Here is a 12,987-nt window from a genome sequence, read left to right on the forward strand (position 1 = left end):
ATGTGCTAAAAGTCGCATTGACCGGTGGCATCGGAGCCGGTAAGAGCACGGTCGCGGCGAAGCTGGCGCAATTGGGCGCATTCGTGATCGACGCCGACGCCCTAGCCCGAGCAGTGGTCGCCCCGGACACCGAAGGCCTCGCCGCGGTGGTCTCCCGTTTCGGCCCTGACATCCTCGACGCCGACGGCGCACTCGACCGTGCCCGACTCGCCCGAATCGTCTTCGACGACGCGCACGCGCGCGCCGAACTCGAAGCGATCGTGCATCCGCGAGTCCGTCTGCGAGCCCGAGAGCTCACCGCAGCCCAACCGGACGACACCATCGTCGTCCAGGACATTCCCTTGCTGGCCGAGACCGGCCAAGCACCGAGTTTCCACCTCGCCATCGATGTGGAAGCGCCGCGAGAGCTCCGGCTCGAACGGCTCGTCGAACGCGGCATGGACCGCGACGACGCCCTACGACGAATCGATGCCCAGGCCAGTGACGCGGAACGCCGCGAGGTCTGTGACGTCGTGCTCTACAACCGGGACGGCCGTGCCGACATCGAACGACGAGTGACCATGCTGTGGGACGAGCGCATCGTCCCCTTCTCCGAGAACCTTCACTTGGGGCGCAAGCAAGACCGCCCCGACAAACTCCAGTTCGTGGAGTCCGACCCGGCCTGGCCCAGGCGCTTCGAACACCTGGCGGCGCGTCTGCGCCGCGTCATGGGCCCCAGCGCGGTCCGCATCGACCACGTCGGCTCCTCCGCCGTGGCGGGACTGCCGGCCAAGGACGTCATCGACATCCAGGTCACCGTCGTGACCCTCCGGGCCGTCGACATGCTCGAGGACGCACTCGGCGAGGCGGGATTCTTCGGCCGCCGGGCCTTCGACGAACCCAAGCCCGACCGCCCCGACGTGGCCGAATGGGAGAAGCGCTTCTACGGCTACGCCGACCCGGGTAATATCGCTCACATCCACTTCCGGCCGATCGACAGCCCCGGTCAGCGGTTCGCGCTGCTGTTCCGCGACTGGCTGCGAGCCGACGCCCGGGCCCGCGCCGACTACGCCCAGGCCAAAGGCGAGCTCGCCGCCAAGGTCGACTCGACCAAGGCCTACGTCGAGGCGAAGGAGCCCTGGTTCCTCCGCGAGGGATGGCCTCGCGCGAACAAGTGGGCCGAAGCCACAGGCTGGCACCCTCCGGTGTGTTAGCGGAGGTGATGGACGATGGATCTGGCCGAGGGGCCAGATCCATCGGTAACTCCGGCGGCGTCAGCCGATCTTCTCGTTGACGGTCCACGGGATCGCGATCATCGGATAGTCCTCGTGCTCCAGTTCGGCACTGGCCACGCCGAAGAACGTCATCAATTCGACCTCGCTCAGCCGATCGGCCTCGATGTGGTAGCGGAACGCGGACTCGCCCTCGGCGGCGTCGGCGTCGCCCGCGACGGGGAACTCGACGACGTGCGTCGCCTGCTCGCCCTCGCCGTCGACGCGCAGCAGCACCGCCTCGGACGCCATCTCGTCGGCGTCCGCGGCCTCTTCGGCGCTCATCTCCAGGAGCCGGTATGTCAGCGTCTCCACCGGCCCGAAGCGTTCCGCGATCGCCTCGTCGGTGAGCGCGTGCGTCTCCCAGCCCTCGTCGGGCAGCGTCTGGGGCAGCTCGTCCGAATCGGTGCCGATGCTCGCCAGGCCGCCGGGCCGAGCCAGGAACAGCCGATGCCCGTCGGCGTCCGCGATGTTCAAGTACGCCGTCATGGTGCGCCAGTCGATGTAGCCGTGCCCGTGCGCGACCTGGCCGTCGGCGATCGGCACCGACATCGCCACCGTCGCCGACTCCGACCAGTTCGCCGAGCGCACCTGTGCGAGCGTCTCGGCCAGATCCTCGTCGACCTCGGTCGGCTCGATCGAGCCGCCGCCGAGCAGGTCGACCGCCTCCAGGTTCGAAGCGTCGAACTCGGCCTCGCGCAGGAAGTCGACCGTGGCCAGCTCGGAACCGCCGGTGTTGACCTGGAATCGGCGGATGTCGCCGTGGCGGTCGAGCGAGTACAGCGCTTCGGGGCGTCCCGCGGCCGGATCGTTCGACTCGACCATGAGCGGCGCCCGGAACGTGTCGACCGGCTCGCCGTCGATGACGCCGTCCTCGCGCCAGGTGGCGTGCTCCGCCAGGAGGGCCGCGTCGTCGCCCTTGTCGGCGGTCAGGCTGAACATCGCGGAGACCAGCACGTCGAACGCGGTCTCCGCCGGGAGCGCGCCGCCGCTGAGCATCTGGCGCGGGCTCCAGTCCGAAGCGGGGGCCTTCGCCTCCTCGAACGCCTCGTCGTCGGCGTGCGTCGCCGCCAGGCCCGGAATCGCCTGCACCAGTCGGTGGCCGCCCTCGGCGTCCGGGACGCGCGCGTACAGCAGCGGCTGCCGCCAGTCGAGGTAGCCGTCCACGAGGATCGCTTCGCCGTCCGCCGCGAACTGCATCCGCACCGCGACCGGTTCGGACGTGTAGTTGCGGTAGCGCAGCGCCGCCAGCGTCTCGGCCTCCTCCTCGGTGACGGGCCGCTCGGCGCCGACCCGGTCGGCTCCGCACGAGACGGCGAGCCAGCCGGCGGCGCCTATCGCGAGGATGATGGCCAAGGCCCACAGGAGGGCGGACTTCAGAGGTGTCGCAGTAGTGGTGCTCACGGAGTGACCAACGAGCCAGTGCCCGAAAAGTCACCGGCGCCGCCGGTCTATGTCGGTGGTCCGGGCTACCGTTGGTCCGTGGCATTCGATATTCCCCGCGCCGACGGGCACTTTGCAGTCGTCAGCGAGTACGAGCCGGCCGGCGACCAGCCTACGGCGATCGCGGAACTGGCCGAACGCATCGAGGCCGGGCAGCGCGACGTGGTGCTCCTGGGCGCCACCGGCACCGGCAAGTCCGCCACGTCCGCGTGGCTCGTCGAGAAGCTCCAGCGGCCCGCCCTGGTCATGGCTCACAACAAGACCCTCGCCGCGCAGCTGGCCAAGGAGTTCCGCGAGCTGCTGCCGAACAACGCGGTCGAGTACTACGTCTCGTACTACGACTACTACCAGCCCGAGGCCTACGTCGCGCAGACCGACACCTACATCGAGAAGGACGCCTCGATCAACGAGGAGGTCGAGCGGCTGCGCCACCGCGCCACCTATTCGCTCCTGACGCGCCGCGACGTCGTCGTGGTCGCCACCGTGTCGGCGATCTACGGCCTGGCCACCCCCGCCGAGTACCTCGAACAGGCCACCGAGGTCGCCGTCGGCCAGGAATGGGACCGCGACAAGCTCCTGCGGCGCCTGGTCGACGTCCAATACGCCCGCAACGACATCGCCTTCACTCGCGGCACCTTCCGCGTCCGCGGCGACACGATCGAGATCATCCCGGCCTATGAGGAGCTGGCGATCCGCATCGAGATGTTCGGCGACGAGATCGACCGGCTCTACTACCTGCATCCGATCACCGGCGAGGCGATCCGCGAGGTCGACCGCGTCCTGATCTTCCCCGGGTCGCACTACGCCACCGGCGACGAGCGGATGGCCCGGGCCATCCGCGACATCGAGGACGAGCTCGAGGAGCGCCTGAGCGAGCTCGAGGCCCAGGGCAAGCTCCTGGAGGCCCAGCGCCTGCGCATGCGCACGGTCTTCGACCTGGAGAACATGAAGCAGACCGGCACGTGCAACGGCATCGAGAACTACTCGCGGCACATCGACGGCCGCCCCGCCGGGTCCCCGCCCCACACGCTCCTCGACTACTTCCCCTCGGACTTCGTCACGATCCTCGACGAGTCCCACCAGACCGTCCCGCAGATCGGCGCGATGTCCGAGGGCGACGCCTCCCGCAAGCGCAACCTCGTCGAGCACGGCTTCCGCCTGCCCAGCGCCCAGGACAACCGGCCGCTGCGGTTCGACGAGTTCCGCGAGCGCGTCGGCCAGACGGTGTACCTGTCGGCCACTCCGGGTCCCTGGGAGATGAAACAGACCGGCGGCGAGTTCGTCGAACAGGTCATCCGCCCCACCGGCCTGGTCGACCCGCAGGTGGAGGTCCGGCCCACGAAGGGCCAGATCGACGACTTGATGTACGAGATCAGGGAGCGCGCGGCCAAGAACGAGCGGGTCCTGGTCACCACGCTCACCAAGAAGATGGCCGAGGACCTCACCGACTACTTCCTCGACAACGGCATCCGGGTGCAGTACCTGCACTCGGAGGTGGAGACCCTGCGGCGCGTCGAGCTGCTGGGGGAGCTGCGGCGCGGCGACTTCGACGTCCTGGTCGGCATCAACCTGCTGCGAGAGGGCCTCGACCTGCCGGAGGTCTCGCTCGTGGCGATCCTGGACGCCGACAAGGAGGGCTTCCTGCGCTCGTCGACCTCGCTGATCCAGACGATCGGTCGCGCGGCCCGGAACCTGTCCGGCACGGTGCTCATGTACGCCGACAACCTCACCGACTCGATGAAGGCGGCGCTGGACGAGACGGACCGTCGCCGCGAGAAGCAGGTCGCGTACAACCTCGAGCACGGGGTCGACCCGCAGCCGCTGCGCAAACGCATCGCGGACATCATGGAGGACCTCTACGACACCGCGGCCGACACCGAGCACTTCGTCAAGGAGACCAGGCCCGACCGCGGCCCGAAGCAGGAGAAGGGCGTGGCCCGGGTCCGCTCCGAGATCGTCCAGCAGATGGAGGAGCGCAACGAGCAGATGCTCGCCGCGGCGAGGGAGCTGCGCTTCGAGCTGGCCGCGGCCTACCGCGACGAGATCGCGGACCTCAAACGCGAACTGCGCCAGCTCGACGAGGCGGGCGCCTGAGCGATGACGGGCTTCGAACGTGCCGTGCGGCCGGTGATCGACCGCGTATACATCTCGGCCCGCGTGGCGGCGCGACCGCGGGTGCGAGTGATCTACGACGAGTCGGGACTCGAGCCGGGGTTCGAGAACAACTTCAATTTCGGGCTGCTCGCGCGCCCTATGAGCGATGAAGCGTTCGCGGCCACGACGGTGTACATGCTCGCCGACGGCAACCGGGGCCATGAGCGGGGGACGCTCGCCCGCGTCGACGGCGAGTGGCACCTGACGGACGCGGGACGCTCAGCGGCGCTGGCGGTCCAGCGGGCGGTCGGCGAGGCCGCCGAGCGGCTGTGGTCGGCGCGCCCGATCGCGACGATGCCGGGTCTGGGGGCGCTGCCGCGGCTGAACGCGCTCGTCGGCAGGCTCTTGGAGGCCGGGGCCGCCACGGGCGGGCCGGCGTTCGCGGCGATGGCCCCGCCGTTCGAGCCGCCGGAAGGCTCGGAGGCGCTGCGCCTGATCTCGCGCCTCGGAGCGCTGCGCCACCACCGGGGCGACGCGCACCGCGCCGCCTGGACGGCCGAGGGCCTCACCGTGGAGAAGCTCCGTGAGCTCGCCGACGGTCCGCTGCGGCAGCGCATCGAGGACGAGACCGACCGGAGGGACGCGCCGATCTACGAGGCGCTGTCCGAATCCGAGCGGCTCGAGCTGCTCGCGGGCCTCGGCACACTGCCCGACGGGCTGCGCGACTGAGCCGTGACAGTCTTCGCTGCCGTTCGGCTATTCGACGTCGCCGAAGTGCTCCACCACGGGTGCCTTCGCGAAGTACGGGCCGATGGCCTCGCGCCACTTCCCGAAGCGGTCGGTCTCGCGGAAGCCCTGCTCATGGGCCTCCACCGAATCCCACTCGATGAGGAGCACGAACCGGCTCGGCGACTCCACGCCCTGGGTCATGCGCATCGAGCGCAGGCCCGGAGAGACGGCGACGAACTCCCTGGCCGCGCGGTACGCTTCGGCGAAGGCGGCCTCCTGGCCGGGGATGACGTTGATTTCTGCGACTTCGAGAACCACGACCGGAGCCTCGCACGGGCGCTTGACCCTACTCGATTTCCGACATACGGTCGAGAGACAAGTCACATACCCGACTGATGACATGTCGGGTTACCGCGTGCATAATTAGCCCCGGCGAACCAAAATTGGTATATGGGGAGTATCCCGCAGCGTTCTGTAGCGTTGTTAGCGTCGTCGTCAATACACGAGACCGCAGTCGGTCTCCGGTGGCGCTGATCCGGCCGGATCGGGAGAGACCATGTGACCCTCCATCAACAAGGAAGGCAACACATTGGAACTCCCAGCATGGGTCTGGGTCCTCACCATCGCGGTCTTGGCGGCCGTGGTCATCCTGGATCTCACGCACGCCATCAGGAACCCCCACCGTCCCAGCATGCGCGAAGCGGCCATCTGGTCCAGCGTCTACATCGCCTCGGCCTTCGTCTTCGCCGGAGTGATCTTCTTGACCCAAGGAGCCACCTTCGGCGGTGAGTTCCTCGCGGGCTTCCTCACCGAGAAGGCGCTCTCGGTCGACAACCTCTTCGTCTTCCTCCTGATCATCCAGGCCTTCCGCGTGCCCGACGCGCTCCAGTCGCGCGTCCTGCTGGTCGGCATCGTCCTGTCGATCGTCCTGCGAAGCGTCTTCATCGGCTTCGGAGCGCTGCTGATCGCGCGGTTCAGCTGGGTGTTCCTGATCTTCGGCGCGATCCTCATCTGGACCGCCTGGGGGCTGTTGCGCGGCAGCGGCGAAGAAGAGGAGTACGAGCCGAGCCGCTTCATGCGCTGGGCCCAGTCCCGGCTGCGCGTCACGCCCGACTTCCACGGCGGCCACCTGCTCACCCGCGTCGACGGCCGCCGCTTCGTGACGCCGCTGCTGCTGGCGATGCTCGCCATCGGCTCCACCGACATCCTGTTCGCGCTCGACTCGATCCCGGCGATCTTCGGGCTCACGCAGGAGCCGTACCTGGTGTGGACGGCCACGATCTTCGCACTGTTCGGCCTGCGCCAGCTCTACTTCCTGCTCGCGGCGCTGCTGCGCCACCTGCAATTCCTGGCGCTGGGCCTGGCCACCATCCTCGGCTGGATCGGTGTCAAGCTCGTCTTCGAGGGCCTGATCGAGAACCGGCTGCCGTTCATCAACTCGGGCGAGCCGCTCCACCTGCCGCACATCCCGACGTGGCTGTCACTGGGCTTCATCGCCGCCGTGCTGTCGGCGGTGGTGTGCGCCAACTGGATCATGCTGCGCCGTCAGGGACGCACGTGGGCGGAGCTGTTCGCCGAGTCGTCGACTACGCCGGAGCCCGAGACGGCAAGCGCCGGCAAGCAGTGATCTGACCGAGTTCGGAGTCCTTGATGGACTCCATAACGACCTTGCCGTAGACCGGCGAGGAGAAGATCACCTCGGGGAGGTCGGCCCGCCCGCGCTCGGCCACGATGGCCGGCGTGCGCGGGTCGCCGCCGTGCTCGAGGAACACGAGGTCGCCTGGCAGCACGGAGTCGAACTCGATCTGCTCGCCGGTCTCGATGAGCTTCTCGTTGAACCGGGGCGTCTCCATGCCCAACTGGCGGTAGACGATCCACACCAGGCCGGGCGCGTCGATCCCGTAGGCGCTGATGCCGCCGTGCAGGTAAGGAACCTCCAGCAGCTGCTGCGCGAGCTTCACCGCGTCCAGGCCGCCGGCGATCATCGTGGTGGCCGGCGGCCCGTCCTCGCGGAGTCCGATCGGCTCGGAGCTCAGGTCGCGCTGCGGCACCCACCCGGGCTGCTGCGGACCCGGGAGCGCCACCGGCAGCCACCCGCGGTAACCGGGGCCGACCACGCGCAGCCGTGTCCCGAGCGTCACGCCGGGAATCGCGACGTCGCCCCCGGGCTCATCGCGGATGGCCGTGGCCGTGGCGCTGACGAGGTGCTCGGGGCCCTTGGCATCGCCCTCGGCCGGATTCACGAGCTGGTCGAGCGGCACCCAACCGGACGTCTCCTGTGCGGGGCAGACGACCTCGGCCCAGCGGTCCTCGATGCGTTCGACGTGGACCTCGGTGCCCAAGAGGCACTGGGTGCGGGCGCGGCCCTTGAGTCCGTGGGCGCGCACGTCGCTGGTCAGCCGGGCCACCCACTCCCTGATGGCCGACGGGACGCCGAGCGCCAGCCGGTCGTCGGGGCCGGGGGCCGAGGACCCGGCCCAGAGGGTGGCGACTGCCACGGCGATCAACGCCGGTTGTCCTGGTGCGATCGGCACGTTGGTTCTCTCCGGAATGGTCGGACGGTTGACTTGTCAAGACGCGAGCAGGGGGATCTCCACCAGCCCGCCGCGTTCTTCGCAGCACCGACTCACCAATGTAGCAAGACGGCGGGGAACGGGAGGGCTCGGCCTCACGGAGTCCTTCGCGGGAGCATCGGCGCGGCGGCCGCCAAAGCGGCCGGAGAACACCGCCGGCGCGGATATGGCAGGATCTTGCCATGCCAGCAGTCACCGCCGCTCTCGACCGCCTCGCAGCCGCCGCCGACGCCGGGGCGTCTCCGGCCGCCGCCGACCTCGAAGCGGTCCTGGCCAGCACGGACGCCGAGCTGATGGACGTGGTGGCCGCCGCCGCCCGGCTTCGCTTCCGGCACTTCGGGAATCGAGTCAAGCTCAACTACCTCGTCAACCTCAAGAGCGGACTGTGCCCCGAGGACTGCAACTACTGCTCGCAGCGGCTCGGCTCGAAGGCCGAGGTGCTCAAGTACACGTGGCTGTCCCCTGAGGAGGCCGCCGGGCAGGCCGCCGCGGGCGTGGCGGGCGGCGCCTCGCGGGTGTGCCTGGTCGCCAGCGGGCGGGGACCCACCGATATGGACGTCGAGCGGGTCGGCAAGACCATCGCCGCGGTCAAGAACGCCAGCCCGGGCGTGGAAGTCTGCGCCTGCCTGGGACTGCTGGGCGACGGCCAGGCCTCTCGGCTCGCCGAGCTCGGCGCCGACGCCTACAACCACAACCTGAACACCTCGGAGGAGACGTACGCCGAGATCTGCTCGACGCACACCTTCGCCGACCGGGTCGACACGGTCAACTCGGCCCGCGAGGCCGGCATGTCGCCGTGCTCGGGGCTCATCGCGGGCATGGGGGAGTCCGACGCCGACCTGGTGTCGGTCGCGCTGGGCCTGCGCGAGATCGGCTCCGACTCGATCCCGGTGAACTTCCTGCTGCCGTTCGACGGGACCCCGCTCGAAGGGACCTGGGAGCTCGATCCGCGCCGGTGCCTGCGCATCCTCGCCATGGTGCGGCTCGCCAACCCGGCCGCCGAGGTCAGGCTCGCCGCCGGACGCGAGGTCCACCTGCGGCACATGCAGGCCTTGGCGCTCCAGATCGTCAACTCGATCTTCCTCGGCGACTACCTCACCAGCGAAGGACAGGCCGCGAAGGACGACCTGGCGCTCATCGCCGACGCCGGCATGGTGCCGCTCGGCCTGGACGAGGCGCCCGATCACGGCGACGCCCGCGGCGCCCTCGACCGGCCCGAGCCGGTGCGCGAGGCGGTCAAGGTCCGCCGCCGCGGCGCGGGCACCGACCAGGCGCCGAACGCCTAGCTTCGGCCAGGGGGAGCGGTCGACTCCCGCGCCACCATCTCGGTGGCCAGCTCCAGCCTCGGCGAGTCGACGTCGTTGCCGGCGGCCATGTCGAGCACCGTGCGCGCGGCCAGCGAACCCATCTCCGAGAGCGGCTGGCGCACCGTCGTCAGCGGCGGGGAGGTCCAGCGCGACTCGGGCAGATCGTCGAAGCCGACCACGCTGACGTGCTCGGGAATGCGCATCCCGCGCTGCCGGATCGCCTCATAGGCCCCGAACGCCATCTGGTCGGAGGACGCGAAGATCGCCGTGGGCGCGTCGTTGAGACCGAGCAGCTCCTTGGCGGCGTCGAAGCCGGACTGGTGGTAGAAGTCGCCGTTGTATACCAGCGCCGGGTCGAACGGGATGTCGGCGGCCTCCAGGGCGGCGCGGTAGCCGTCGAAGCGGGCTCTGGAACACAAGACCTGCTTGGGGCCGTGGACGAATCCGATGCGCCGATGGCCCAACTCGATGAGGTGCTCGGTGGCGGCCAGGCCGCCGGCCCAGTTGGTGGCCCCGATGGTGGGCGCGTCCATCGTCGGTCCACCGGCCGGATCGAGCACGACCATCGGCACGCGCAGGTGCCGCAGCTGCTCCAGAATGGGGGAGGACAATTGGGAGACCACCAGGATGACGCCGTCGGAGGCGCGCGTGCGCAGGTTGTCCAGCCACTGCTCGGTGGAGGCGCGGCGGCGGTGGACCGCGGAGACGACGGTGCCGACCCCCGCGGAGTGGGCCGCGTCTTCGACGCCTCTGATGATCTCGACGGCCCAGGGGCTGTCGAGCTCGTTGAAGACGAGGTCGACCAGTCGCGCGTTGCGGTTGGCCGAGCGCGTGGAGCGGCGGCGCTGGTAACCGCGCTCGGTCAGCAGCTCCTCGACGCGCTTGCGCGTCTCGGGGGCGACGTCGGATCGGCCGTTGATGACGCGGGAGACCGTGGGCACGCTGACGCCGGCCTCATCGGCTATGGCACGGATCGTGACGCGCCCGTGTTCGGCTTCAGTCAAGGGTCCTCCCGTGGTCGGTACCTTCCAAGGTAGTCGCCGACATCCTATAGCGAGGCCCGGACCCTCCCTGGACCGCCCGAAACTTTCGGAGCGGTCCTGCCCTGTTCAACGCGAAAACTGCGGATTTCAAGCGCTGGCAAGCGCTAGAACTCCCGCGTAATCAATGTTATGGTGTCCAAATCTGCATCGAAATCGATCAGAAAATTTTCAGAAACTATCGGCCCGGAGTAGCCCCCCAAGGTAGCACCATGCGGGTCGTTGAGTGGAGTGGCATGGACACCGACACCCCCCAAGAGGCGGCCGAGCGCGCGGCCGGGCTCGTCAAGCGGATGACGCTCGAGGAGAAATGCGCGCAATTGGCGAGCCTGTGGCGTGGCGTCGACACGGACGCCGGGGACATGGCGCCCCACCAGAGCGAGCAGAACACGGCCGTCTCCGACGCCGAGGTCATCGCGCACGGGATCGGCCAGTTGACCCGCCCCTTCGGATCGGCGGCGGTCGATCCGGTCGAGGGTGCCGCCCGTCTCGCGGCCCGCCAGCGGCACATCAGGGAATCCAGCAGGTTCGGCATCCCCGCGCTCGTCCACGATGAGTGCCTCGCCGGTCTCATGGCCTATGGTGCCACCGTCTTTCCCACGGCGCTGGCCTGGGGCGCGACCTTCGATCCGGAGCTGGTGCGCGCGATGTCCCACCAGATCGGCTCGACCATGCGGGGCCTCGGCATTCACCAGGGTCTCGCGCCGGTCCTCGACGTCGTCTCCGACTCCCGCTGGGGCCGCACGGAGGAGACCATCGGCGAAGACCCCTATCTCACCGGCGCGGTCGGCACCGCTTACGTCGTGGGCATGCAGGAAGCCGGCATCGTGGCCACCCTCAAGCACTTCGCCGGGTACTCCGCCTCGCTCGCGGGCCGCAACTTCGGACCGGTCTACATGGGGCAGCGGCAGTTCGCCGAGACCTATCTGACGCCCTTCGAAATGGCCGTGCGCATCGGCCGCGCCAAGTCCGTCATGCCCTCCTACGCGGCCAATGACGGCGTCCCCTCCCACGCCAACCACCGCCTGGTCACCGGCATCCTCCGCGAGGAGTGGGGCTTCGAGGGCACCGTCGTCGGCGACTACTTCGGTGTCAACTTCCTCAACTCACTGCACGGCGTCGCCGCCGACCGCGCCGAAGCGGCGCGCCTGTCGCTGTCGGCCGGCGTCGACGTGGAACTGCCCCAAATGGACTGCTACGGCGATCCCCTCCTCCAGGCGGTGCGCTCCGGCACCCTCGAGGAGGACGTCGTCGACCGCGCCGCCGAGCGCGTCCTGACGCAGAAGATCGAGCTGGGACTGCTCGACGATCAGCTCGAGCCGCCCACCGAGATCGACCTCGACCCGCCCGAAGGACGCGAGCTGGCCGCCGAGGTCGCCCGCCGCTCGATCGTGCTGCTGTCGAACGAGGGGGTCCTGCCGCTCCGGACGCCGCAGCGGATCGCGGTCGTCGGGCCGGTGGCCGACGACAAGGCCGTCATGCTCGGCTGCTACTCCTTCCCGAATCACCACGCCCGTCCCGACGCCGAGTCGCGCGGCCCCGACGACCGCTACCCGTACATCGACATGGGCATCGAGGTCCCGACCCTCCTCGAGCGGCTCCGCGCCGATCTGCCCGGCACGGAGATCGAGCACGCCGCGGGAGGCACCGTCCTCGACGCCGAGAACGTCGACATCGAGGCCGCGGTCCACGCCGCCGCCCGCGCCGAGTTGGCGCTCGTCGCCGTCGGCGATCGGGCGGGGATGTTCGGAAAGGGCACCTCCGGCGAGGGCTGCGACGCGCCCTCGCACGCCCTGCCCGGACGCCAGACCGAACTGCTCGAGGCCGTCATCGCCACCGGCACGCCCACCGTGGTCGTGGTGATCTCCGGCCGCCCGTACGCGCTCGGCGCGGCCGCCGAGGGGGCGGCCGCGATCGTGCAGGCGTTCCTGCCCGGTGAGAACGGCGCCGTCGCGATCAGCGAGGTGCTCACCGGCGCGACCGATCCCGAGGGCCGGCTCCCCGTCGGCATCCCGGCGCGGCCCGACTCGCCTTCGGCGACCTACCTGACGCCCAAACTGGCGCGGCGCAGCGAGGTCTCCTCGGTGGATCCGACCCCGCTGTTCCAGTTCGGGCACGGCCTTTCGTACACCGAGTTCACCTGGGGCGAGCCCCGACTGCTCTCCGAGCCCGAGGTCGGCCCCGACGGCGTCGTCGAGGTGGCCGTCGAGGTGAGCAACTCCGGCGATCGCTCCGGCGTCGAGGTCGTGCAGCTGTACCTTCACGACCCCGTGGCCTCCACCGTACGGCCCGTGCAGCGGCTGGTGGGCTTCACGAAACTCCGGCTCGCACCGGGCGAGGCCCGCGAGGTGCGCTTCGCCATGCCCGTCGACCTGGCCGCGCTCATCGGCGTCGACGAGCAGTGGATCGTCGAGGCCGGGACGCTCGAACTGCGCCTGGCGCGGTCGGCGGCCGACATCGCCGGGACCGTGTCGGTCGAGGTGACCGAGGCGCGCCGCCTCGAGCCCGGGACCCGCCGCCTGGAGACCGAGGCCACAGTCCGTTAGTATGC

Annotated in this window: 10 protein-coding genes; 6 read left to right on the forward strand and 4 right to left on the reverse strand. The window is 69.7% G+C overall.

Features of this window, described 5'->3' with window-relative positions; all coding sequences use genetic code 11:
* Nucleotides 1-2 precede the first annotated feature (2 nt).
* Nucleotides 3-1,193 (forward strand): dephospho-CoA kinase, encoded by a 1,191-nt coding sequence (coaE, locus tag ACYVK3_RS13830; protein ID WP_460497911.1) that lies wholly within the window; start codon nucleotides 3-5, stop codon nucleotides 1,191-1,193.
* Nucleotides 1,194-1,253: 60 nt separating this feature from the next.
* On the opposite strand, the gene ACYVK3_RS13835 is transcribed toward coaE, so the two are convergent.
* Nucleotides 1,254-2,654 carry a hypothetical protein gene (locus tag ACYVK3_RS13835; protein ID WP_460497912.1) on the reverse strand — a complete coding sequence of 467 codons (1,401 nt, stop codon included), beginning with the start codon at nucleotides 2,652-2,654 and terminating at the stop codon, nucleotides 1,254-1,256.
* Between the two features lie 78 nt (nucleotides 2,655-2,732).
* On the opposite strand from ACYVK3_RS13835, the gene uvrB reads away from it, so the two are divergent.
* Complete coding sequence (gene uvrB / locus ACYVK3_RS13840) at nucleotides 2,733-4,787, forward strand: excinuclease ABC subunit UvrB (RefSeq protein WP_460497913.1); 2,055 nt, start codon at nucleotides 2,733-2,735, stop codon at nucleotides 4,785-4,787.
* A gap of 33 nt (nucleotides 4,788-4,820) precedes the next feature.
* Entirely contained in the window at nucleotides 4,821-5,516 is a 696-nt protein-coding gene (locus ACYVK3_RS13845) for a hypothetical protein (RefSeq protein ID WP_460497914.1), read from the forward strand.
* Nucleotides 5,517-5,543: 27 nt separating this feature from the next.
* Here ACYVK3_RS13845 and ACYVK3_RS13850 read toward each other — a convergent pair whose 3' ends face one another.
* Nucleotides 5,544-5,834: an antibiotic biosynthesis monooxygenase family protein gene (locus ACYVK3_RS13850; protein ID WP_460497915.1), complete on the reverse strand. Its 291-nt coding sequence runs from the start codon at nucleotides 5,832-5,834 to the stop codon at nucleotides 5,544-5,546.
* A gap of 271 nt (nucleotides 5,835-6,105) precedes the next feature.
* Here ACYVK3_RS13850 and ACYVK3_RS13855 point away from each other — a divergent pair, with 271 nt between their 5' ends.
* Nucleotides 6,106-7,143 carry a TerC family protein gene (locus ACYVK3_RS13855; RefSeq protein ID WP_460497916.1) on the forward strand — a complete coding sequence of 346 codons (1,038 nt, stop codon included), beginning with the start codon at nucleotides 6,106-6,108 and terminating at the stop codon, nucleotides 7,141-7,143.
* On the opposite strand, the gene ACYVK3_RS13860 is transcribed toward ACYVK3_RS13855, so the two are convergent.
* Entirely contained in the window at nucleotides 7,103-8,050 is a 948-nt protein-coding gene (locus ACYVK3_RS13860; RefSeq protein WP_460497917.1) for an NlpC/P60 family protein, read from the reverse strand. The two genes, ACYVK3_RS13855 and ACYVK3_RS13860, sit on opposite strands and share 41 nt — an antisense overlap.
* A gap of 221 nt (nucleotides 8,051-8,271) precedes the next feature.
* On the opposite strand from ACYVK3_RS13860, the gene bioB reads away from it, so the two are divergent.
* Nucleotides 8,272-9,375 (forward strand): biotin synthase BioB, encoded by a 1,104-nt coding sequence (gene bioB, locus ACYVK3_RS13865; RefSeq protein ID WP_460497918.1) that lies wholly within the window; start codon nucleotides 8,272-8,274, stop codon nucleotides 9,373-9,375.
* Here bioB and ACYVK3_RS13870 read toward each other — a convergent pair.
* A complete protein-coding gene (locus ACYVK3_RS13870; protein ID WP_460497919.1) occupies nucleotides 9,372-10,400 on the reverse strand; it encodes a LacI family DNA-binding transcriptional regulator in 1,029 nt (342 codons plus the stop codon). The two genes, bioB and ACYVK3_RS13870, sit on opposite strands and share 4 nt — an antisense overlap.
* Before the next feature lie 272 nt (nucleotides 10,401-10,672).
* Between ACYVK3_RS13870 and ACYVK3_RS13875 the strand changes: the two genes are divergently transcribed.
* A complete protein-coding gene (locus tag ACYVK3_RS13875; RefSeq protein WP_460497920.1) occupies nucleotides 10,673-12,982 on the forward strand; it encodes a beta-glucosidase family protein in 2,310 nt (769 codons plus the stop codon).
* The last annotated feature ends 5 nt before the right edge of the window (nucleotides 12,983-12,987 follow it).

Source organism: Glycomyces tarimensis (assembly GCF_054776215.1).

Coding starts and splice junctions, on each gene's coding strand:
- bioB (WP_460497918.1), top strand. CDS start 8,272: ATGCCAGCAGTCACCGCCGCTCTCGACCGCCTCGCAGCCGCCGCCGAC.
- ACYVK3_RS13875 (WP_460497920.1), top strand. CDS start 10,673: ATGGACACCGACACCCCCCAAGAGGCGGCCGAGCGCGCGGCCGGGCTC.